The sequence below is a fragment of the Segatella copri genome, from assembly GCF_009494395.1.
In the GTDB taxonomy this organism is placed as follows: Bacteria; Bacteroidota; Bacteroidia; order Bacteroidales; family Bacteroidaceae; genus Prevotella.
This window is the reverse complement of record NZ_VZCB01000014.1, coordinates 15,825-37,210: the sequence shown is the minus strand read 5'-3', so window position 1 is coordinate 37,210 and position 21,386 is coordinate 15,825. Positions and strand designations below refer to the sequence as shown.

Annotated in this window: 24 protein-coding genes and 1 tRNA gene; 3 read left to right on the top strand and 22 right to left on the bottom strand. The window is 43.7% G+C overall.

The features are described from left to right. Position 1 precedes the first annotated feature (1 nt). The gene (locus F7D73_RS01745) at positions 2-1,099 is read right to left on the bottom strand and encodes an endonuclease/exonuclease/phosphatase family protein (RefSeq protein WP_153122013.1); all 1,098 of its coding nucleotides are present in this window, start codon (positions 1,097-1,099) and stop codon (positions 2-4) included. An 18-nt stretch (positions 1,100-1,117) separates the two neighbouring features. Beyond that, positions 1,118-2,065, bottom strand: a complete 948-nt coding sequence (locus F7D73_RS01740) for a rhomboid family intramembrane serine protease (protein WP_153122012.1) — start codon at positions 2,063-2,065, stop codon at positions 1,118-1,120. A 227-nt stretch (positions 2,066-2,292) separates the two neighbouring features. On the opposite strand from F7D73_RS01740, the gene F7D73_RS01735 reads away from it, so the two are divergent. After that, on the top strand, positions 2,293-2,568 hold the full coding sequence (locus tag F7D73_RS01735) for an HU family DNA-binding protein (RefSeq protein ID WP_153122011.1): 276 nt from the start codon (positions 2,293-2,295) through the stop codon (positions 2,566-2,568). Positions 2,569-2,705: 137 nt separating this feature from the next. Here F7D73_RS01735 and F7D73_RS01730 read toward each other — a convergent pair whose 3' ends face one another. The 15 genes from F7D73_RS01730 to xerA all read right to left on the bottom strand — a co-directional run bounded on the left by F7D73_RS01730 (position 2,706) and on the right by xerA (position 16,344). Next, positions 2,706-3,509 carry a gluconate 5-dehydrogenase gene (locus tag F7D73_RS01730; RefSeq protein WP_117662633.1) on the bottom strand — a complete coding sequence of 268 codons (804 nt, stop codon included), beginning with the start codon at positions 3,507-3,509 and terminating at the stop codon, positions 2,706-2,708. 169 nt (positions 3,510-3,678) lie between these two features. Continuing rightward, complete coding sequence (locus F7D73_RS01725) at positions 3,679-4,494, bottom strand: FecR family protein (protein ID WP_153122010.1); 816 nt, start codon at positions 4,492-4,494, stop codon at positions 3,679-3,681. A gap of 17 nt (positions 4,495-4,511) precedes the next feature. Continuing rightward, a complete protein-coding gene (locus tag F7D73_RS01720) occupies positions 4,512-5,345 on the bottom strand; it encodes a hypothetical protein (RefSeq protein ID WP_153122009.1) in 834 nt (277 codons plus the stop codon). 14 nt (positions 5,346-5,359) lie between these two features. Beyond that, on the bottom strand, positions 5,360-5,581 hold the full coding sequence (locus F7D73_RS16300; RefSeq protein WP_153122008.1) for a DUF4249 family protein: 222 nt from the start codon (positions 5,579-5,581) through the stop codon (positions 5,360-5,362). Then, positions 5,548-6,576 carry a DUF4249 family protein gene (locus F7D73_RS01710; protein WP_153122007.1) on the bottom strand — a complete coding sequence of 343 codons (1,029 nt, stop codon included), beginning with the start codon at positions 6,574-6,576 and terminating at the stop codon, positions 5,548-5,550. The genes F7D73_RS16300 and F7D73_RS01710 overlap by 34 nt, the downstream gene beginning before the upstream one ends. Before the next feature lie 22 nt (positions 6,577-6,598). Beyond that, a complete protein-coding gene (locus F7D73_RS01705) occupies positions 6,599-9,349 on the bottom strand; it encodes a TonB-dependent receptor (RefSeq protein WP_228117601.1) in 2,751 nt (916 codons plus the stop codon). Between the two features lie 24 nt (positions 9,350-9,373). Then, positions 9,374-9,895 carry an RNA polymerase sigma-70 factor gene (locus F7D73_RS01700; RefSeq protein ID WP_153122006.1) on the bottom strand — a complete coding sequence of 174 codons (522 nt, stop codon included), beginning with the start codon at positions 9,893-9,895 and terminating at the stop codon, positions 9,374-9,376. Positions 9,896-9,979: 84 nt separating this feature from the next. Then, positions 9,980-10,050, bottom strand: a tRNA-Gln gene (locus tag F7D73_RS01695). A 66-nt stretch (positions 10,051-10,116) separates the two neighbouring features. Then, positions 10,117-11,418, bottom strand: a complete 1,302-nt coding sequence (gene tyrS, locus F7D73_RS01690; RefSeq protein WP_153122005.1) for a tyrosine--tRNA ligase — start codon at positions 11,416-11,418, stop codon at positions 10,117-10,119. A 63-nt stretch (positions 11,419-11,481) separates the two neighbouring features. Next, positions 11,482-11,736 (bottom strand): membrane protein insertion efficiency factor YidD, encoded by a 255-nt coding sequence (gene yidD, locus F7D73_RS01685; RefSeq protein ID WP_153122004.1) that lies wholly within the window; start codon positions 11,734-11,736, stop codon positions 11,482-11,484. Further along, a complete protein-coding gene (rnpA, locus tag F7D73_RS01680) occupies positions 11,733-12,182 on the bottom strand; it encodes a ribonuclease P protein component (protein WP_153122003.1) in 450 nt (149 codons plus the stop codon). The genes yidD and rnpA overlap by 4 nt, the downstream gene beginning before the upstream one ends. Before the next feature lie 20 nt (positions 12,183-12,202). Beyond that, positions 12,203-12,952: a uroporphyrinogen-III synthase gene (locus F7D73_RS01675; RefSeq protein WP_153122002.1), complete on the bottom strand. Its 750-nt coding sequence runs from the start codon at positions 12,950-12,952 to the stop codon at positions 12,203-12,205. Between the two features lie 6 nt (positions 12,953-12,958). Further along, on the bottom strand, positions 12,959-13,987 hold the full coding sequence (locus F7D73_RS01670) for a DUF4271 domain-containing protein (protein WP_153122001.1): 1,029 nt from the start codon (positions 13,985-13,987) through the stop codon (positions 12,959-12,961). Between the two features lie 20 nt (positions 13,988-14,007). Beyond that, a complete protein-coding gene (gene metK, locus F7D73_RS01665) occupies positions 14,008-15,282 on the bottom strand; it encodes a methionine adenosyltransferase (RefSeq protein WP_153122000.1) in 1,275 nt (424 codons plus the stop codon). 147 nt (positions 15,283-15,429) lie between these two features. Beyond that, positions 15,430-16,344 (bottom strand): site-specific tyrosine recombinase/integron integrase, encoded by a 915-nt coding sequence (gene xerA / locus F7D73_RS01660; protein WP_153121999.1) that lies wholly within the window; start codon positions 16,342-16,344, stop codon positions 15,430-15,432. 135 nt (positions 16,345-16,479) lie between these two features. Here xerA and aroQ point away from each other — a divergent pair, with 135 nt between their 5' ends. Further along, a complete protein-coding gene (aroQ, locus tag F7D73_RS01655; RefSeq protein ID WP_153121998.1) occupies positions 16,480-16,902 on the top strand; it encodes a type II 3-dehydroquinate dehydratase in 423 nt (140 codons plus the stop codon). Between the two features lies 1 nt (position 16,903). Then, positions 16,904-17,542, top strand: coding sequence for an O-methyltransferase (locus F7D73_RS01650; RefSeq protein ID WP_153121997.1), 639 nt, complete (start codon positions 16,904-16,906; stop codon positions 17,540-17,542). A 151-nt stretch (positions 17,543-17,693) separates the two neighbouring features. Here the strand turns inward: F7D73_RS01650 and F7D73_RS01645 are convergent, their stop codons facing one another. The 5 genes from F7D73_RS01645 to F7D73_RS01625 form a co-directional block, all read right to left on the bottom strand. Then, positions 17,694-18,923, bottom strand: a complete 1,230-nt coding sequence (locus F7D73_RS01645) for an FtsX-like permease family protein (RefSeq protein WP_153121996.1) — start codon at positions 18,921-18,923, stop codon at positions 17,694-17,696. 32 nt (positions 18,924-18,955) lie between these two features. Continuing rightward, on the bottom strand, positions 18,956-19,291 hold the full coding sequence (gene rbfA, locus F7D73_RS01640) for a 30S ribosome-binding factor RbfA (protein WP_153121995.1): 336 nt from the start codon (positions 19,289-19,291) through the stop codon (positions 18,956-18,958). Between the two features lie 37 nt (positions 19,292-19,328). Continuing rightward, positions 19,329-20,165, bottom strand: coding sequence for a glutamate racemase (murI, locus tag F7D73_RS01635; protein ID WP_153121994.1), 837 nt, complete (start codon positions 20,163-20,165; stop codon positions 19,329-19,331). After that, positions 20,162-20,713 (bottom strand): OmpH family outer membrane protein, encoded by a 552-nt coding sequence (locus F7D73_RS01630; RefSeq protein WP_153121993.1) that lies wholly within the window; start codon positions 20,711-20,713, stop codon positions 20,162-20,164. Before F7D73_RS01630 ends, murI begins: the two co-directional genes overlap by 4 nt. A gap of 101 nt (positions 20,714-20,814) precedes the next feature. Further along, on the bottom strand, positions 20,815-21,300 hold the full coding sequence (locus F7D73_RS01625; RefSeq protein ID WP_153121992.1) for an OmpH family outer membrane protein: 486 nt from the start codon (positions 21,298-21,300) through the stop codon (positions 20,815-20,817). Positions 21,301-21,386 lie beyond the last annotated feature (86 nt).

Genomic DNA, 21,386 nt, shown 5'->3' with positions numbered 1-21,386 from the left:
GCTATTTTTGATGTTTAGCCCTCATTTTTAGCTTACAAATGATGGGATAGTGGTCAGAAACAGCGATTTTATCATCAACTTTACACTCGTACGGTTCCCAATCATCTGAACATAAAATATTGTCAATGCGAACAAAAAATCCACTATGATGGTAACTAATCCCCAATCCGTTGCCACTGGAAACAAAGCAATCAGTCAATCCATTAGCTATCGTCCGATGTGCATAGGAAATAGGACCGTCATTAAAATCCCCACAAACTATTTTACTCATTTTCCCATAATGCTTCAGATAGCTGGCCACAGCCTCAGCTTCCGAGGCACGCTTTCGGGTAGCTTCAGCTAACTTCACAACCAAAAGCTTTGATGTATGTTCAGCAGTATCCACTTCCAGTTTTCCCACTACAAGTCTTTTAAATTGCTTTCTTTCTTCCAGACTTAAACCAGTCGTTTCCAGATGATTATTAACCAATAACACTTCTCGACCCCTGATATTTAAGCGATAAGCCACACTCATATTACCTTTAGACTGATAAGGAATAATTTCCTTTGATAATATCGGGAATTTACTCAAGAGCATCAGGCAATTTCCACCACCAGGATGCATGGTCGTATCTTGAAAAGCATATAGCGGTTTTAACAAACTATCAATCTGCTGAACATTTCTTGAGGTTGGCATCGCTTCCTGCAAACAAACAATATCTGCATCTTGTTCCTGAATATATGCTAAAGAAATATTAGTACCTTCAGAATCCTCTGTCTGGTCGCCAAAATTCCACGTATTATATGAAAGCACCTTGATACATTCAGAAGGAGCCTCACCATTTACATTGATGGGCATGTACTTACGAACAGGAACAAAACATACCAGAAAACCCACAAAAGGAATTGTGGCATATTTTGGACGGAACAATAACCAAAAGAGGAGAAAACACAAGTTGATTGCCAAGAATAACGGAAAAGTAAGCCCAGCATTTGTAAAAATGCCAAGCTTCTCAGGTGACAAGACATCTGAGAAGCCTACCAAGAACATGATTACTATCGTAGCCACATTGGCACCAGCAATCATCCGATAAGTAAATTCCTTAAATCCTTTAAACATAAGTTTTCATCTACGATATTACTTGTTGCTCTGATCAAAGAGAGACTGTTTTTCCTCTTTGGTCAAACTATCATATCCACTTTTCCTTATCTTATCCAAGATACGGTCTATTTCCTCTTGAGAGACAACTTTCTCGTTGGTGGTACACTCTGCATCCTGCTCGTATTGAGAAGTATAAGAATCATTACGGGTATAGGTAAAGTTTCTCTTACCTGTATTACGTTTTCCGCCAAACATATTCTTTAACTTATCAAATGCATCAGCCGTATGAGAGCCGCCATAACCACCATCTACCTGCTTACGCCAATATCTAATCATAAAGAATCCAAATACCATACCTCCCAAATGGGCAATATGAGCAACACCATCACCTGTAGTTGCCAACGCAGAGAACAGTTCTATGGCTGCATAACCAATAACAAAATACTTAGCCTTGATAGGTATAGGCAACGGGAATATAAAAATACGCTCATTCGGATAAATCATACCAAAAGCCAACAAAATGGCATAGATTGCACCAGAAGCACCTACAGTAGTCCATTGATTAAGCACAGCAGAACTATTATGAGCAACTACAGTCAAATCAGAAAAAGACAACCCTGGCAACTGAGAAGAAGCTACGACATAGAACTGCACAGCCTGCGCAGCTTCCTGAAAAAGGCCCGCTCCCACACCACATGCAATGTAATAAAAAAGGAATTTTTTCGGGCCCCATACTCGTTCTACAACACATCCAAACATCCACAAAGCAAACATATTAAAAATAATATGCTCAAAACCTCCATGCATAAACATGTAAGTAAACAACTGATAAATATGGAAATCAGATGCTAAAAAGAAATGAAGTCCCAGCAAATCATTGAGCACATAGCCGTCAGGTCCGTTCTTTCCCATCAAAAGACACACCAGAAAGGCAACAACATTCACTATCAGCAAATTCTTTGTAACTATTGGTATATTGCGCATAACTATAAACTTTCTTATTAATTAATTATCGAATATTTTTGTAATTTGGGGGCAAAATTACTAAAAATATCCGTGAAAACATCAAAAAATAAGCATATTACACTTAATTTTCAATAATTTCATCACTTTTCTGCTTTTTTTATTTGAACTTTCAAAGGAAAAAGCTATATTTGTAAGCAAAAAGGACAAAAAGGCAAAAATTACTAATCATTTAATAACGTAAAATTATGAACAAGACAGAATTGATTGACAAGATTGCAGCAGGTGCTGAGATTTCAAAGGAACAGGCTAAGGCAGCTCTCAATGCTACAACAAGCGCTTTGAAGGAAGCTCTCATCGCAGGTGACAAAATCCAGTTGGTAGGCTTCGGCACTTTCAGCGTAAACGAGCGTCCTGCTCGTGAGGGTATCAACCCAGCAACTAAGGAGAAGATCCAGATTGCTGCCAAGAAGGTCGCAAAGTTCAAAGCTGGCGCTGAGTTGGCTGATGCACTCAACAAATAATTGTAAAGATTATTTTTAAACATAATAGGACTATCCTCACAGATAGCCTATTATTGTATATCATAAAAATCCCATCCTCGCAATTTGTGCAAGGATGGGATTTTTTATTTAACTAACCTTGTGATAGGGTCCTTATCTTATTTAGGCTGCTTGCCGATGTAAGCCAAGATACCACCATCTACATAAAGGATGTGACCATTGACTGCATTAGATGCTTCAGAAGCCAAGAACACAGCAGGACCTTCCAACTCCTCTGGATCCAACCAGCGACCAGCTGGAGTCTTTGCACAGATAAAGCTGTCGAATGGATGACGGCTACCGTCTGCCTGACGCTCACGAAGAGGTGCTGTCTGTGGAGTTGCGATATAACCTGGGCCCAAGCCGTTACACTGGATATTGTACTCACCATACTCAGAGCAGATGTTACGAGTCAACATCTTCAAGCCACCCTTGGCTGCAGCGTATGCAGAAACGGTTTCACGACCCAGCTCGCTCATCATAGAGCAGATGTTGATAATCTTACCATGGCCCTTCTTGATCATGCCTGGGATAACTGCCTTAGATACGATGAATGGTGCAGTGAGGTCAATGTCAATCACCTGCTTGAAGTCATCTACAGACATCTCTGTCATAGGAATACGCTTGATGATACCTGCGTTGTTAACCAGGATGTCGATTACGCCGAGTTCCTTTTCGATGTCAGCAACCATGTTCTTCACCTGCTCCTCATCTGTTACATCGCAGATATAACCCTTGGCATCAATACCCTTAGCCTTATAATCAGCAAGAGCCTGATCCATGTGATGCTGGCTGCGGCAGTTGAAAGCAATTTTAGCACCTGCCTTGGCATAAGCCTCAGCAATAGCGAAACCGATACCGTATGCGGCACCTGTCACGAGGGCAACCTTACCCTCCAATGAGAATAGTTTGTTAAAGTCCATACTTTTATATATTTATCAATTGTTTGATTTGTTACGAGGGCAAAGATACAAAATTATTTTGAATCTCGCTCTTAATCAATACGAAAGATGCGACCTTTTTACTTATTTTCTCATTTTATTGACTACTTTTCATAAGTTAGTCCCTTTTTGCGATGTTTTATTCACACACTTATCTTATCTGAACACCCAATGTTTCTTCTATTACCTGGATAACCTGTGGGATGGAATCTGTTTCGAAATCACCCGTCAAACGCTTACTCTCATCAGAAGCCGTATATCTTGTGCCTGATAATTTAGAAAGTTCCTCCAATACTTCGGATAATGGAGTATTGTCGAAATGCAGTCGATGCGTAGCCCATGCCACATTATTGATATCATAATCAGCCAACAACTCAGGCTGGACAGACCCTTTCAACAGACGTGCCCGCTTGCCTTTAATTAGGAAGACGCCTTCAGCAGAACTGCGAGCCGTGAAAAGCACCTTTCCACTGGTTACCATTACTTCGGGAACATCCGTTCTTTCATCCACCATAAACTGGGTACCGAGCACCCTTACATGTCCATGCTCTCCCATCACATCGAAAGGATGCTGTTCATCATGCTTCACCTGATAATAGATACATCCCTTCATCTCCACCTTTCTGCAATCATCTTCCTGATAGGAAAGAGAAGAATGAGGCATCAACGAAACCTTCGTTCCATCAGGCAGATGATACGCCATTACTTCCGATTCAGCAGAAAGCGTCACCGTCTTTGGCTGCAAAAGCGTATAGACTCCTATGGTGAAGAGCACCAGAATAGATGCTGCCACAGCTATCCAGCGGATGCGACGCATGCGTAAAGATACAGTTGCAGCATGCGAAACCTCTTCATCAGCGATGCCAACCCGAGCCTTCACCTTCTGCAAGGCCTTCCTGGTATCCAGCTTGCCCGGCTGAAAATACTTCAGCACAAAATCCTGTTCATTCTTGTTGATCTTCATCATAGAATTCCTTTCTTCCTTTAAAATTGTCCTGTAATAGATGCAAAGAGCGTATTGGTATGCTTATACTTCTCGATGCCATTATATCGCTTACCCTTCGTATAGCGGATATTGTTTCTGCCATTTTCGATATTGAAGTCGCTTGTCAGCCATCCCAAAGACAGAAATACATCGCCCGAACGGAAGGTCAAAGCCGACTTGATGCGCCAAGCCAGCCATTTTCCGCCATGATTCCTCACGGTCCGGGTAGTCACATTGCCATAAAGTTCATCTGTATAAGAAGCAGGATGCCCCACACCTTGAGCGTCCTTGATTTCGGTAAACTTCACCTTATCATTACAAAATGGCGTGATGCAGAGTCCCGGCTCGCAATGCAGCATCAAGCCCGCAGAACGACGCTTGCTCAACCACAAGGTAGGAGTACGAAAAGCCAAGCCTGGTGTCAGGTTGATTTTAATCACCCTCTTCGGATCATATTCATCATCCTCATAACGTTCTATCAAGGGCCTATCCCCATGGTTGTCGTTCCATTCTATTCCACAGGAAACACCGGCATAGGTCAAGGGATAATAGGCAAATGTCAACTCAACCATATAGCTACTTTCATTGGCATCACAGAATCCGCCCGTAATACCAGCCTCAAAGCGCAGCAGTTTGGTATCCTGCTTTCGCTTCATGCGATTGATCATCTCCACACGCTGTTCAAAAGTCATAGAATCCTTCACCGCTTTCACGGTATCATTCAAGATACAATAACCCGTATTCTTCTTCTGAACAGAAACATCAGAACCTTGTGCCTTGCCGGCAATGACAAAGCACAAGGTACCTAAAATGATAAAAAGACTTCTTTTCATACTCCTCACCTTTTTTATTTGGTATATATTCCGCCTTGATTATCCGATGGTTCCGATGGCAATGGGGCGATATACTTCGAAGCTTCACAGACATTAAATCCTGCCACTACACCGAAACCACCTTTTACGTTCGAATAAGTAGGTGTCACCTGCATCAATCCAGCGTCCGCCCAACTATTGCTCTGCGCATCGTTAATGCTCTTCAAGAAGCGATAGTACTCTGGAGTAACTTGCAAAGTTGTACATTATAAGTAAAGCCAAACAAACGGTCCCAACCATCATACGTGTGCCAATAAGAATCATTACTGTTCACTTCCAAATGCATTGTATAGGTCTGTCCATTTATCGTCCGGTCATTGAAAATATAAACATCATCAAAGTATTTGTATTCGTCAAAGCCGAAATCATAATCCAACTCTGACTTCTTGTTAATCAATGGCTCACTGGTGGTCACCATCTCAGGCCAAACGATATTTGATGCCAAACTATCAAAACACCATTCATATTCATCCTCCCTACCCAAATAATTAAGATAAGCTTGGTAATTATTAACATAAACATCATGTTGCCATCTATTGCCTTCTTTGGGAACACCTTTCAAGTTTCCATATTTCTGCTTGCGAGTTACCTTCACAGAATAATAATCCGTGGTTGAAGCAGGGTCACTAAAAGTCGCTTCCAACTTATCTACCGAGAAATAAATATCATGATCCGACGATTTCTCTTGCAAGTGGATGTCACCTATATTTACATCAACCTTCTCAGGAATGGAAGTCGAAGCAGAAATCTCGGAGAGACCATCTGCCGACACCTGGACCTCAATCTTATCTCCTGCCTTCTGCTTTCCTACGGCATAATACTGTCCTATTAGAGTAGAAAGAAACCAACTATCGGAAACTTGAGAAAAGGACTGCGCTTCCTTTATGTTTTCGATACGTTTCACCTCCTGTGGCATCCCATTTACCTTATATACGACACTTGCATCCACGGGCAAGCGTGATTGGGTATCTATATCTCCTTTGAACGAAGAAACGGGCAAGCTTTTCGTTACAACAATAAGTGTGGTGTCTCCCTCCGTAGGAAAACAATAAAGTACCAATCGGGGAGTATCTTGCAGCTTCTTTACATCAAAATCATCTATGCAAGAAGAAAAGACCAAACTCATCAAAAAGAAGAACAGTCCCCATCTCCAACTTACATTGATTTTTATTCTTCTATGATTTGTATTCATATCCAATGAAATTTCTTTTGTTTTAAAACTTGATAGTATAGCTAAATGAAGGTATTATTGGAATAAATCCCTTGTTTTTCGCCTCAAACTGCTGCGTAACCCCATTATAGTCCACCTTGACGTACATCGAGTTGAGATGGCAATAAGCATTATAGATGCTCAAATTCCAAATGCGCTCATGTCCATGCTTGGTGACATGACGGAAATCGAATCCCAAGTCCAAGCGATGATAAGCTGGAAGCGTCAAATTATTGGGGATGGCATAGACATAAGAGGCGGAATTCCACCATTTCCCGTAATACTTGCCTTCTTGATCTGGCAAGCTTGGCAATGCCGCCAACTGGGTTGGCACCGTGGCATGATTGCCCGTATGATAGTTCCAGACCGCAAAGCAACTCACCTTCTTGTTAAACGCATACCGCAAGGACAGATTCAACTTATGGCGGTTGTCAAACTTGTCGTAATACCAATCCTGATAGAAGTCATCATACTTTCGCTTGTTCCAAGAGAGCGTATAAGAACCACTCAAAGTCAGATGATTGGTGCGATAAGTGGCATCAGCCTCAACACCATAGAAGAGCCCCTTGCCATCCATCACTTGCGAATCCCAATGCTCAGCAGACGGCTCTATGCCTACCCAACTGCTGTATTGAAGCAGATGCTTGGACAACTTGTAATACCCTTCGAGCGACAGAATCCAATGGCGGTTGGGCTGGGCATAGATTCCTGCCGCAAACTGATAAGAACGCATTGGCTTCAGATTTCGGGTAGTCGGTACCCAATAATCCGTAGGCAAGGACAAGTAGCTGTTAGAGACCTTATGCACATACTGGGTCATCTGAGTAAAGGAAGCCTTCAGCGACACCTCATTGCTCAGTTGATATTTCAGGGCAAAACGTGGGTCGATATTCAAGAAGTTCTTATTACTGATATGAAAAAGGCCCATATTGAAGCCAACATTCATACTCCAGTTGCGGTTGATATTGATTTCATCCTCTGCGTATACCGTCCACTCATGCGCCACATGACGATTACTACTATTCATTCGGATGGTATCAACTTGGGCTGATGCATTTCCCTCATATCCAGTATAATCCAATTGCATAGCTGTCTGGGGGCGAAAGAGATGCATCGTATAGTCGCTTCCAAAACGGAAATGATGACGAGGGTTCGGACGGTAATCGAATGCCAGACGATAGCCCGCATCATAAATCGTTGAGGTATAACCATGCTCCAAGTGAGTGACAGAAGTGGCATTCTCTCCCGAAGGATTGATGTAACGCTCATCATCAAAGGAATACAACTTGGAACGATTATGGGAATACACCGCTGTAATGTTTGAAAAGAGTTTCGGAGAGAACAGGTAGTTCCAGTTGAGTGCAACATTAAAGTTTCCCCAATCCAGCTGCGACTTCGTCAAGCCCTTGTCATAGCTTTGGTTGGGTTGATACCCATCCGCCTTACTTTCATCATAATCATCCTTCACGTCCCAACTGTCTTTTCCGTGATAGAGACTCAAGTCTATTTTCGAACGGTCGTTGAAACGATGGGTTACCTTGGCATTCAAGTCCATGAAGTAATAACCTATCGAAAGTTTATCGTCAGGCTCAGAGAAAGCCTTGGTCAAGGGACGGGACAGCAGATCCAACCAGGAACGGCGCATACCTATATTATAAGAGGTCTTGCCTTTCTGGATAGGTCCTTCAAACTGCACGCTGGCATCGAGCAGTCCGATGCGATAGGCACCATGAAACTGATTCATGTTTCCATCGGCAGTACGCACATCCACCACCGACGACAATCTTCCACCATATCGTGCAGGAAAGCCGCTCTTGTAGAAATCCACGTTTTTCACCACATCGGCATTGAAACTGGAGAAAAGCCCCAGCGCATGATTCGTATCATAAAGCGGAGTACCATCTATCAGATAAAGGTTCTCATCACCATTGCCGCCATGCACATAGAGTCCGCTTGCCAACTCCTGTCCTTCTGCCACTCCACTCACACGCTGCAGGGTCTTCACCACATCCGGTGAAGACATCAGGGCAAACTCGGTCTTGATATCCTTGTTCGAAAAGGAGTGCTTGCCGGTTTGTGTGGTCAGAAGCGGAGAGTTCAAGTCGCCATCTACCACCACCTCAGGCAGTTTAGCATCAACACAGAGCGCCATATTATGATGCATATCTTTCGAGAGATTCACTTTCTCCACCTTGTCGGCATAGCCCACATACGAAAAGCGAAGCTGATGCTCGCCTTCTGGCAGGGTAAGCGAAAAGAAACCATACTCATTGGTGGTTGTGCCGATGCCATCCGTCAAATCATAAATGGTGGCATTAATCAGCGATTCGCCACTCTCATCACGGACATATCCGCTGAGAGTGTGGCGACGCTGAACCTGCTGAACTTTGTGATTGATATTCGTGTAAGATGTTGATATTTGTTGTACGGGTTTTCGCTTCAATATCACATAGTTCGCATTGATAGTATATAGAATATGAGTTTTCTCGAAAAGCGCCTTCAGTGCCTTCTTCACCGAAAGATGCTGGATATCTGGTCCATGATACTTGATGTTCAATTCCCCATCAAGCGATGAATCATAGACGAAGTTGATTTTCCTAATACGGTGCAGCCAATCCATCTGCTGACGGATGGTGGTAGAAGTCTGAGCCTCCACCATCATCTTCGGCGTGCCTGCCAACGTTGGTGTTGGCAAGGCCAGAATTGAGAGCGCAAAAATAATCTCTTTACCTTTCATAACTGTACTTTTATTCATTCTTTTATTGCTATAACGCAAAAATTACAGAATACCCCCATGGATGAAAGGTAAAATATAGAAAAAATCTGCAAGAAAATCCTCTTTCTTGCCTCGCAAGGTCTTTAAAGCCTTGGAAATCTGATGCTCCACGGTCTTTTCCGACAGGTCCAGTTCCTCGGCAATCTCCCGATAAGTCATGCCATCACGCTTGCTCATCAGGAAGATTTCCCTGCATCGTTCGGGTAATAGCTCGATAGCCGTCCACAGTTCCGCCTCCCGGAAAGAACTTTCCTGCGCCTGATTATCAGAGATTGTGCCGCTCAAGTCAGAAGGAGAAATCTCCGTATCTATCGGATACTGGCGGCGCAACCGGTCGATGCAGGCATTGCGCACAGAGGTATATAAGAAAGCCTTGATGTTTTCCGGCATGATGCTCCTGCTTATCAATTTCACAAAACAATCCTGCACTACATCTTCAGCCTCATCGATATCATGCAGATAATGAGTGGCATAAAGACATAGTGGACGATAATGTTGCTGAAATATCAAGTCTATCTCTTGCATAAACCTTTTCTACCTAAACTAAACTCTTATATAACAAAATAACCCTCCAAATCCGCAAAGACTTGAAGGATTATTCATGACCTGTTGTCCCAGGCGGATTCGAACCACCACTGACAGAACCAAAAACTGTAGTGCTACCATTACACCATAGGACAAGCAAATCGGCTACAAAGGTAGTGGAATTTTTCTCCACTACCAAATATTTTCAATACTTTTAACGATTACTTAACGGTAATCAAGAAGTAGTTCTTCTTACCTTTCTGAACCAAAAGATACTTGCCGTCAATCAGGTCATCAGCAGTGATTACCTGGTCGAAAGCTGCGAGTTTCTCCTTGTTGAGTGAAACACCACCACCCTTAACGAGCTTACGCATCTCGCTCTTACTTGGGAAAATCTGCATACCTTCCTGGTTAAAGAGGTCAACAGCTGTACCACCGAGCAAGTTCTTGTCGAGGTCGTAGTGAGGTACATTAGCGAAAACATCGTTCAATGTAGCCTCATCGAGCTGTGCCAAGTTCTCCTTGGTAGCCTTACCGAAGAGGATGTTGCTGGCTGCGATAGCCATATCCAAGTCCTCCTGAGAGTGAACCATCACGGTAACCTCCTCAGCCAGACGCTTCTGGAGTACACGGCGACCTGGATCCTGCTTGTGCTCCTCTACGAGGGCATCGATAGTCTCCTTATCAAGGTCGGTAAAGATCTTGATATACTTCTCAGCGTCGTCATCGCTTACGTTCAACCAGAACTGGTAGAAAGCATAAGGAGTAGTACGGTTGCGATCCAACCAGATGTTACCGCTCTCTGTCTTACCGAACTTCTTGCCGTCTGCCTTGGTAATCAATGGGCAAGTGAGGCAGAAGCACTCTGCGTCGTTACCCAATGTACGGTGAATCAGCTCTGTACCGGTAGTCATGTTACCCCACTGGTCGTTACCACCCAACTGGAGGCGCACGCCATACTTCTCATACTGATAGAGGAAGTCGTAGCCCTGAAGCAACTGATAGGTGAACTCCGTGAAAGACAAGCCGTCACGAGCCTCACCATTCAAACGCTTCTGCACGCTATCCTTCGCCATCATATAGTTTACTGTGATGTGCTTACCTACCACGCGAGCAAAGTCAAGGAAGGTGAAGTCCTTCATCCAGTCGTAGTTGTTTACCAACTCAGCCTTGTTAGGCTCATTACCATCAAAATCAAGGAACTTAGAAACCTGCTTCTTGATAGCTTCCTGGTTATGATAGAGAGTCTCAGAGTCGAGAAGATTACGCTCCTGGCTTTTGCCAGAAGGGTCGCCAATCATACCTGTAGCACCTCCAACGAGGAGATAAGGTTTGTGACCACAACGCTGCAAGTGACGCAACATCATGATACCGCAAAGGTGACCGATGTGCAGAGAGTCTGCAGTAGGGTCTGTTCCGAGATAGGCAGACACCATGTGGGTGTTAAGGTATTCCTCAGTACCTGGCATAATCTGCGCCAGCATACCACGCCATTTCAATTCTTCAACAAAATTTTTTGCCATCGAATGTGATTTCTTTATATATTATATAATATGTATATGGGGCCCAACGATAAAGTCGGAAACTTACGGCACGGGGTCATAGCCCGAACCACCCCAAGGGTTGCATCTCAAGATACGCCATATAGCCAAAGCAAGTCCTTTGAAAGGACCATGCTTCAGAATGGCTTGTCTCGCATATTCTGAGCAAGTGGGCTGAAAGCGGCACGATGGTGGCGTATAAGGGGTTATGCACTTCTGATAGAAGATGATTGGTAGCAACAATCCCCACATCAATGCTTTTTTAATACCAAGCATTAAAGAATGCAACAACTTTCTCATAAACCAGGCTCAGCACAAGATGATTTCTTCACTCCCGTTTCATTTTGCAATTTCTCAACCAATCGCTTCATCTGCTGATGCATCTTGGCATTGATTTCAGCCGATTCATGCAATTTTCCATCTTGCCAAATGAAAGCCACAAGCAATTGCTTACCCGACAGTTCCTTCATCTGTTCTTCCAAAGCCATCTTGTTATAGCGGAAAGCCTCACGAATTTGTCGCTTCACTCTATTACGTTTAACAGCTCGCTTAAAAAAGCGTTTGGAAACACTGATCAGTACCTGCACCGACTGCTCCTGCTCTTCCTTTTTGTCTACCAGTAAATATACCATTCGTATAGGCCATGCCGTCATAGCCTTGGCATGTCCCTTAAAGAGCAAATCTATCAGCAGATGCTTGCATAGATGCTCGTTTTTTCCGAATGTGTATATTCCTTGATCCGACATATTTACAATTCTCTAATAATCTATTTATTATGACGTTTCAGATAATCCTTCAGCGCTCCTGTCATAGAAGGGAATTCCTTGGTAGGAGCCTCCAAGTCAAGGCGGAGATTTTCATCTGCCACAGTCTTGGCTGTAGCTGGTCCAAAAGCAGCCAAGGCTATATTGCCCTGTTCAAACTTAGGGAAATTCTTCTTGAGAGCCTTTACACCTGTTGGACTGAAGAAAACCATCATGTCATAGTCGAAGTTCTTTATCTCCTCTTCAGTAAAATCATTACTTACAGTACGATACATCACACACTCTGTGTGCTTCAACTTCTTCTCATCAAGCAAGTCCTTGATATCATCATTATGAACGCAGCTCAATGGAACAAGATACTTTTCGGTCTTATGACGAGCCATCTGTGCCATCAAACCGTCAATCTTACCTGTATCGCCAAAGAAAACCTTGCGCTTACGATACTGCACGTACTTCTGGATGTAGAGCGCAATCGTCTCGATGACACAAAAGTATTTCATGTCTTCAGGGATGGTAATGCGCATTTCTTTTGCCAACTTAAAATAGTTGTCTACTGCATGGCGTGAAGTAAATACCACGGCAGTATAGTCTAACAGATTAATCTTCTGCTGACGGAATTCCTTAGCTGTAAGTCCCTCAACCTTAAAGAATGGGCGGAAAACACATTCCACGCCGAATTCCTTTTCAATATCAAAATAAGGAGACTTCTCACTTGCTGGTTTGGGTTGAGAAACTAAAATCTTCTTTACCATTTTGTCTTAAAAGTTTATTTTCAGATAATGACTTATCAATACGAGTCCACCCCATAGGGCAAACAACGGTACCACTTCGAGGGCACAAAAGTACAAAAATATTTGCAAAAACACACCATTTCTTTTAAAAAAGATTAGATATGTCTTGTAAAACGATAATATTTTAACTATTCCTAGTACTACTAGCGTATAAATGACTGCCACCTGAAGCGAAAAATCGAAATACGACAGCAGCATCACCATAGGGAACAAAGCCACCCCTTCACAGGATATCAGAAAGAGGTAAGCCTTAAGCCATTGTACATTTTTTTTCTTATCAAAGAACACCCAACCCGATATGCTATAGAGGATTGCCTTCATTAGGAAATATCCTCCCACGCATCCCGCATATATACTTATCACCTGATATTGCTCGATGGTAAAAGTATCGCTGATAGAAGCCTTGGAATAGATGAAATATCCTATAGCTATCAGGAGACACGTCTGCAATACGAAGAAGAACTGAAATCTGATTTCATTACTTGTCTCCGATATCTCAGTTGTTCCCAACGATGGGGTACGGAAGAAAGTCTTTGCCTGTCGCAGAATGAGTTGCTTGGTTTTAGCGAATGCCACACAAGCCATCACAAAACAGAGCAACAAGAGCGAGGTAATGAAATTATCTCCTGCCACCGTATAGGGTACAGGATCTCCCGCAACACCTAATCGACCACCTTTCAGTTCTGGGTGAAACAATGAATCCTTAGAAAAGAATGATTCGCGATAATACTGTGGTAAACTGACATCTCGAAAACTCTTTCCTGGTTTATGTCCTGGTAGATGCAACGTGTCGGGCATTTCGCTCCAGTGTATTTCACTAGGTTTAATGTGCGCGCGTATCATTGAGTCTTGCTGAGCAGGGGTTGCATTCTTTGGCAGCCAACTCAACACCTGTTTGGGTGTGAGTTGGCTGCCATGTTGCTTCTGCACCTGCTGCTGTTCTGCAGCCTCAAGTGCTGTTTCTGCTGTCAATATCGAATCTGCTTGTTGCACCATTCTTTATATTTATCCTTTCCTTATAGTCCGAATGCTTTCTTTATTTCGTTTACCTTGTCAAGCTTCTCCCATGTGAAGAGTTCAACCTTCATGGTCTTTGCTTCATGATAACGGCTGGTGAAGGTTTTCTCTACAACTTCGTTCTTACGTCCCATGTGACCATAAGCAGCAGTCTCAAAGAACATTGGCTGGCGCAATTTCAATTGGCGCTCAATAGCCTTTGGACGGAGGTCGAACATCTCGGCAATCTTCTTGGCGATTTCACCATCTGTCATATTCACATGACTTCTGCCATAAGTGTTCACATAGATGCTTACAGGTTCTGCCACGCCGATAGCATAACTTACCTGTACCAACATTTCGTCTGCAACACCAGCTGCTACCATATTCTTGGCGATATAACGAGCTGCATAAGCAGCAGAACGGTCTACCTTACTAGAGTCCTTACCTGAGAAGGCACCACCACCATGAGCACCCTTACCGCCATAAGTATCTACGATAATCTTACGACCTGTAAGACCTGTATCTCCATGAGGGCCACCAATAACGAACTTACCGGTTGGGTTTACAAAATATTTGATATCATCGTTGAAGAGAGCCAACACCTTATCGCTCAAGTGAGTCTTGACACGTGGAATCAAGATATTGAGTACATCCTCACGAATCTTTGCCAACATAGCCTCGTCATCGTCCTCACCATTTGGCTTCTTGATGAAATCATCATGCTGGGTAGAAACAACGATAGTATCGATGCGCTGTGGAATATTATCATCAGAGTACTCGATAGTAACCTGACTCTTGGAGTCTGGACGAAGATAAGTCATCACCTTGCCTTCCTTACGGATATCAGCAAGTACTCGCATGATGAGCTGTGCCAAGTCAAGTGATACAGGCATGTAGTTTTCGGTTTCATTAGTAGCATAACCGAACATCATACCCTGGTCACCAGCACCCTGATTCTCATCTTCCTCACGACTTACGCCGCGGTTGATGTCATCACTCTGCTCATGAATAGCAGTAAGAATACCGCAAGAATCACCATCGAACTGATATTCGCTCTTGGTATAACCAATCTTCTTGATGGTCTTGCGTGCTATAGTCTGCAAGTCTACGTATACATTAGAACGCACCTCGCCCATGATGACAACCTGACCAGTAGTACAAAAAGTCTCAATTGCACAGTGTGAATGGTCATCGTATGCCAGGAACTGGTCTAGCAATGCGTCTGAAATCTGATCAGATATTTTATCTGGATGTCCTTCAGAAACTGATTCTGATGAAAACAAATATGCCATATTTTCTCCTTTATTTTCTATTAATTATTGATATTCATTTATTTGCGGCTGCAAAGTTACGCATTTTTTTTCAGATTCTGCTATTTTCTATAGAAAAAACGAGCATTCTGAGGACCATGTGACTACATTTTCCTCAGAATGCCCGATTTACTTCTTGATATTACGTGGATGGTGTTTCAATATAGCTTCACGAAGATCGGAAGTTTCTATATGAGTATAGACTTCTGTCGTCCCTATATCCTCATGTCCAAGCAAGTCCTGTATAACTCTGAGATCAGCCCCTCCCTTCAACAGAGCTGTGGCGAAACTGTGTCGCAGAGTATGCGGCGAAATCGTTTTTTTGATACCGGCATCCTGTGCTGTCTGCTTGATCATGACAAGTATCATGGTGCGTGTGAGATGGGCACCTCTACGGTTCAGGAACACATAGTCTTCTTCGCCAGGTTTTATCTTCATGAGATTCCGGTCAATATACCATAAGTTGATTTCCTTCAATGCTTTACCCGAGATAGGCACAAGTCGTTCCTTGCTTCCCTTTCCAAGAACACGGATAAACTTTTCTTCCTCAAACACATCACTTTTCTTGAGGTTAACCAACTCAGACACCCGAAGACCGCAAGAGAAGAGAGTTTCTATAATTGCCTTGTTGCGCTGTCCTTCCCATTTGGATAAGTCAATGGCACCTTCCAGGGCATCCACTTCTTCCACGGAAAGATACTCAGGCAAGTGCTGTCCTATCTGAGGAGAAGGCAAGAGTTCCGTAGGATCATCCTTTATATAACCATCGAGTACCAGAAAGCGATAGAAAGAACGCACGCCACTCAGAATACGGGCTTGCGAACGGGCTCCTATCTTCTTATCATGCAAGCTGGCAGAAAAGGTTTCCAAATCTTCCAATCTCATTTCCAGAAGCGACTTGTCATTCTCTTCTCCATATTCTATCAGGAATTGCAGATCATGACGATATGCCTCAAGCGTATTGAGCGAGTAGCTGCGCTCCAACTTGAGGTACCTCATATAATTCCTGATAAAATCATTACCAATTTTCTTGTCTGTTTCCATTTTTATTCTTACCTTTGCATCTGAAAGCAGAGAATTGATGCTCTTTGTCTTTTCTTCATTCAAGACATCGAGTCTGCTCTCTGCCGCAAAGATACAAAAAAATATTGATTTAGAGAAAATAAAAATCGATTGTTTATGAAAATACAAATCATCAATGGTCCAAACCTGAACCTCTTAGGTGTTCGTGAACCAGGCATTTATGGCAGCAATTCTTTCGAGAGTTACTTACCTCAGTTAAAGGCTAAATATCCTGATGTTGAGATAGATTACTATCAGAGCAACATCGAGGGTGAGCTTATCAACAAATTACAGGAAGTGGGATTCTCTTACGATGGAGTAGTTCTCAATGCAGGTGCCTATACCCATACAAGTATTGCCTTGCAAGACTGCATCCGGAGTTTGAAATGTCCTTGCGTTGAGGTTCACATCTCCAACGTGCACAAACGTGAAGAGTTCCGTCATCATTCTTATATTTCCTGCGCTTGCCTCGGAGTCATCTGCGGTTTCGGTCTGGCTTCTTACGACCTTGCCATTGCAGGAATCATAGCCAATCAATAATATGACAGAGACAGAACTTATCGACAAATACATCTGCCAGCATATTGAGCCAGAAGGCGATTATCTATACCGTCTTTACCGGGCCACGAATATCCACACCATCCACGGCCGTATGGCAAGTGGTCATATTCAGGGTCGTCTGCTCAAGATGCTTGTACAGATGATACGTCCTGAAAATATTCTGGAAGTAGGCACTTTCAGCGGCTATAGCGCCATCTGCCTGGCGCAGGGACTGCAGGAAGGTGGCAAGTTATACACTTTCGAAATCAACGACGAGATGGAAGATTTCACCCGTCCCTGGATAGAAGGTTCGGATGTTGCCGACAAAATAGACTTCCGCATCGGAGATGCCAATGTAGAAGCGCCCAAGCTGGGAGTGATGTTCGACATGGCTTTTGTGGATGGCGACAAGCGCACCTATATCGAGACATACGAAATGGTGATGAAGATTCTGAACCCTGGCGGATACATCCTTGCAGATAACACATTATGGGATGGGCATGTTATTGACCCTGCCTACGACCGTGACCATCAGACCAAGGGCATTCGTGCCTTCAACGACCTGATTGCCAACGACCCCCGTGTAGAAGTGGTGATTCTGCCGCTGCGCGATGGTTTGACACTCATCAGAAAAAAATAAGAATAAAAAAGAAGAGGGGGTGTCATAAATATCTTGCTTAGGGTATAGATAAGGCACGGATTACACGGATTTATGCTGCTAATGTAAGTAAAGTCATAAAAAATCCGTGTAATCCGTGCCTAAAAACAGCAAAGGACAAAATTTCTTTCTATTAACTCAATAGTCTTTTACTCAATGCCCGTACCGGATACCATACGGCAAGCCATCCCACGGCGATGACCGTAACAAAGATGATAGCCACATCTGTATAATGTACGCTGACCGGATAAGCATCCACGATAAACGAGCCTTCAGATTCACCCAGGCGAACGAAACCATACTGCTGCTGTAAGAGACAAAGCAACAATCCCAATCCGATACCTATCACGGCACCAATCACGGCAATCATACGTCCTTCGAAAAGGAAGACTCTCGTAATCTGCTTATCATTGGCACCCAGATTCCTCAACGTCACCACATCATTCTTCTTGTCAATGATGAGCATCGACAACGAGCCGATGATATTGAAGCAAGCCACCACCAGGATAAAGGTCAGGAAGATATATGCCATCAATTTCTCGATTGACATAATCTTAAAAGTATCTTCCTGCTGCTCAAAGCGGTCAAGCACCTTATACTTGGTACCGGCAATCTTCTGCATCTCAGCCTTGACGGCATTCAGATTGCTACCTTCCTTCAAACGGATTTCCAGATCGGAGAGCATTCCTTGCTGTCCGAAGAGATTGCGTGCGAAGGCTATGGAGGTTACGATGTAGTTCTTGTCATATTTCGACTGCCTTACCGAGAAAAGCACGCCAGGCGAATTGAGCGAATCGGCAACAAAGCCCTCTCCTGGATTCGACAAATCCAACTGTCCTTCTTTCTTTGGAGCATAAATCTTGAGATAACCATCCCATTGAGCTCCGATACCCATGGTTTGCGCCAGCCTGATACCCAGGATACCATACTCCAGGTTTGCCGCATGAAGAGAGTAAGTGCCGTCTCCATACAAGATATCAGTAATGTGCGACAACTCTGAGAAGTTATCTTCCACACCCTTAATCTTAACCATAGCCTGCTTGCCCTGATAGATAGCCAACGCCTGATCCTCTACGGTTTCCGTAGCCACATCCACTTCTGGCAGCAAGCGAATCTGGGTTAGAATGGGATCATCAGAAGGGGCTGTCTTTCCCTCCACAGGCACAACCTTGAGCTGTGGATCAAAACTCGTAAAGAGCGATGCCACCAGGTCATGAAAACCGTTAAACACGCTCAATACGATAACCAAAGCCATCGTAGCCACAGCCACACCAATCACAGAGATAGAACTGATCACGTTGATAACGTGTGTGCTCTTCTTTGAGAAAAGATACCTACGAGCTATAAAGAATGGAAAATTCATTTGTCTTTTTACCTTTTTACTTCTTTACTCTTTTACTTTTTCAAGAGTTCGTCGATATGCTCCAGATAGTCCAGACTATCATCCAGGAAGAAGCGGAGCTCAGGAATAATACGCAACTGGTTTCTCACCTTTCTACCCAAGTCGAAACGGATAGTCTTCTCGTTGGCATTGATATTCTTCAATATCTCCTCACCCTTCTCTGATGGGAACACACTGAGGTATGCAGTACAGATGCTGAGATCCGGACTTACTCTTACCTTTGTTACACTTACCATCACACCGTGCATCATGCGGGTCTGTGACTGGAAGATAAGACTCAACTCCTTCTGGAGAAGTCTTGATATACGGTTTTGTCTTGTTTCTTGCATAATTCTCAACTATTAATTATAAATTATAAATTATAAATTATTCCAGGTCTACGTGGGTAACACTTACCTGCTCATGCAGGAAGATCATCGCAGACTCTTTAAATTTTTCCTCACTTTCTGTAGTCAGATACTGGCAGGTTCCACCCTTCGTAACCATCTGTTCCATGTTTGGATGGCGTTTCAGATAATCCTTCAGGCTGTTTGCCACATACTGTCCCTGCGGTACAACCCTCACCCCGTCAGGAATATTCTTCACGATGCTGCTCATGAGCAGCGGATAATGGGTACAACCCAGAATGATGGTATCAATATCAGCATCCTTGCGCATCAACTGATCGATGCGTTTCTTGACGAAGTAATCAGCACCGGGACTATCCGCTTCATTAGCTTCTACGATGGCAGCCCACAGAGGACAAGCCACACCATTTACCTCTATGTCTGGCCACAGCTTACCTATTTCCATCTTGTAGCTCTCACTCTTGATGGTACCTTCCGTGGCAAGAATACCCACATGCCGGCTCTTGGTGAGTTCGCCAATCACCTCGGCAGTTGGCCGGATAATACCCAGCACGCGGCGATCCGGATCCAATTCCGGAATATCCCTCTGCTGGATGGAACGCAGGGCTTTAGCCGATGCCGTATTGCAACCCAGGATAACCAGATGACAACCCATTGAGAACAGTTTGATAACCGCCTGACGGGTAAACTTGTATACAACCTCGAAGGAACGGGAACCGTAAGGGGCACGCGCATTGTCGCCCAAGTACATATAGTCATACTGTGGCAAGAGCTGGCGCAATCCATGCAGGATGGTAAGACCGCCATAGCCCGAATCGAAGATACCGATAGGTCCCGGATTAGATGGCAACATCATTTCATTTTCTCCTTTAGTGCTTCTGTAATATCCACACCCATCTCAGCACTCAGATAAGGAGTGGCATTGTTATCGGTATTGAGAATGAAAGCAAATCCGTTCTCCTTACCTATCTGCTGTAAGGCAGCATTCATCTTTGCCTTTAATGGAGCATAAGCCTCCTCCTCTGCCTTTTTCAGAAGACGGGCAGCCTCAGCCTTGAAGGCAATATTCTTCTCCATCAACTCACGCAGCTCAGCCTGTCTTTTCTCTAAGATAGACTTGGCATAAGAGCGCTGGCCATCAAGAAATTCCTCATACTTGCTGTTAAATTCGGTCTCTACACGCTTGGTTTCTTCATCGTATTTGCCACGGAGTTCGTCCATATTATGCTTGGCTATGGCATAGCCAGGCATAGTATGAAAAACCTGCTCAAAACTGAAGTAGCCAAATCGCAATGCCGGCTGGGCTGCAGTAGTTGCCTGTTGTGCTCCCACCGTTGGATTCTGCTGGGCAGAAGCCGAGAGCGAAACGAGAGCGAAAGCCAAAAATAAGAGATTCTTTTTCATGATGCGTGATACCTTATTATATTATATATGAATATACTGGATGATAAATAAGGGCAGGCACTTGTGCCTGCCCTCAGCTTACTATCGAATGAACCGATTGATTACTTAATCTTAGCCTGAACCTCCTTGGTTACATCAACCACGTTGGTACCTGTATAAACAGCAGAACCTTCCTCGAAGATGTAAGTATAGTTACCAGCCTTACCTACTGCCTCGATAGCAGTACGAACCTTAGCTACGATAGGCTGCATGAGCTCGCTGCTCTTCTTCTGCAACTCCTGCTGACCATCCTGGTAAGCCTGCTGAATCTTCTGCTGAAGACCCTGCAATTCAGTTTCCTTCTGCTGCTTAGCAGTAGCGTTCATGGTGCTGGCACCCTTCTGGTACTCGTCAGCCTTGCGCTGGAACTCGTCCTGCATAGCCTTGAGGTCGTTCTCCTTCTGCTTCTGGAGAGCTTCCATCTCGCCGTTAGCCTTAGCAACATCTGGCAAAGACTGCATGATCTGCTGTGTATTTACCTTGCCAAACTTCTGTGCCATCATTGTCATTGGTGCACAAAGCATCAACATTAAAATAAGCTTTTTCATTGTTTTATTTCTTTTTGATTATTAATTCTAATTCATGTTCCCATGCCGCCTTGCAAGCGCCATACGTTCACTATCGGCTGCAAATT

Bases quoted from the DNA above. Each gene is read 5' to 3' on its own strand.
- F7D73_RS01745 (WP_153122013.1), bottom strand. From the start codon at position 1,099: ATGTTTAAAGGATTTAAGGAATTTACTTATCGGATGATTGCTGGTGCC.
- F7D73_RS01740 (WP_153122012.1), bottom strand. From the start codon at position 2,065: ATGCGCAATATACCAATAGTTACAAAGAATTTGCTGATAGTGAATGTT.
- F7D73_RS01735 (WP_153122011.1), top strand. From the start codon at position 2,293: ATGAACAAGACAGAATTGATTGACAAGATTGCAGCAGGTGCTGAGATT.
- F7D73_RS01730 (WP_117662633.1), bottom strand. From the start codon at position 3,509: ATGGACTTTAACAAACTATTCTCATTGGAGGGTAAGGTTGCCCTCGTG.
- F7D73_RS01725 (WP_153122010.1), bottom strand. From the start codon at position 4,494: ATGATGAAGATCAACAAGAATGAACAGGATTTTGTGCTGAAGTATTTT.
- F7D73_RS01720 (WP_153122009.1), bottom strand. From the start codon at position 5,345: ATGAAAAGAAGTCTTTTTATCATTTTAGGTACCTTGTGCTTTGTCATT.
- F7D73_RS01710 (WP_153122007.1), bottom strand. From the start codon at position 6,576: ATGAATACAAATCATAGAAGAATAAAAATCAATGTAAGTTGGAGATGG.
- F7D73_RS01705 (WP_228117601.1), bottom strand. From the start codon at position 9,349: ATGAATAAAAGTACAGTTATGAAAGGTAAAGAGATTATTTTTGCGCTC.
- F7D73_RS01700 (WP_153122006.1), bottom strand. From the start codon at position 9,895: ATGCAAGAGATAGACTTGATATTTCAGCAACATTATCGTCCACTATGT.
- tyrS (WP_153122005.1), bottom strand. From the start codon at position 11,418: ATGGCAAAAAATTTTGTTGAAGAATTGAAATGGCGTGGTATGCTGGCG.
- yidD (WP_153122004.1), bottom strand. From the start codon at position 11,736: ATGAGAAAGTTGTTGCATTCTTTAATGCTTGGTATTAAAAAAGCATTG.
- rnpA (WP_153122003.1), bottom strand. From the start codon at position 12,182: ATGTCGGATCAAGGAATATACACATTCGGAAAAAACGAGCATCTATGC.
- F7D73_RS01675 (WP_153122002.1), bottom strand. From the start codon at position 12,952: ATGGTAAAGAAGATTTTAGTTTCTCAACCCAAACCAGCAAGTGAGAAG.
- F7D73_RS01670 (WP_153122001.1), bottom strand. From the start codon at position 13,987: ATGGTGCAACAAGCAGATTCGATATTGACAGCAGAAACAGCACTTGAG.
- metK (WP_153122000.1), bottom strand. From the start codon at position 15,282: ATGGCATATTTGTTTTCATCAGAATCAGTTTCTGAAGGACATCCAGAT.
- xerA (WP_153121999.1), bottom strand. From the start codon at position 16,344: ATGGAAACAGACAAGAAAATTGGTAATGATTTTATCAGGAATTATATG.
- aroQ (WP_153121998.1), top strand. From the start codon at position 16,480: ATGAAAATACAAATCATCAATGGTCCAAACCTGAACCTCTTAGGTGTT.
- F7D73_RS01650 (WP_153121997.1), top strand. From the start codon at position 16,904: ATGACAGAGACAGAACTTATCGACAAATACATCTGCCAGCATATTGAG.
- F7D73_RS01645 (WP_153121996.1), bottom strand. From the start codon at position 18,923: ATGAATTTTCCATTCTTTATAGCTCGTAGGTATCTTTTCTCAAAGAAG.
- rbfA (WP_153121995.1), bottom strand. From the start codon at position 19,291: ATGCAAGAAACAAGACAAAACCGTATATCAAGACTTCTCCAGAAGGAG.
- murI (WP_153121994.1), bottom strand. From the start codon at position 20,165: ATGATGTTGCCATCTAATCCGGGACCTATCGGTATCTTCGATTCGGGC.
- F7D73_RS01630 (WP_153121993.1), bottom strand. From the start codon at position 20,713: ATGAAAAAGAATCTCTTATTTTTGGCTTTCGCTCTCGTTTCGCTCTCG.
- F7D73_RS01625 (WP_153121992.1), bottom strand. From the start codon at position 21,300: ATGAAAAAGCTTATTTTAATGTTGATGCTTTGTGCACCAATGACAATG.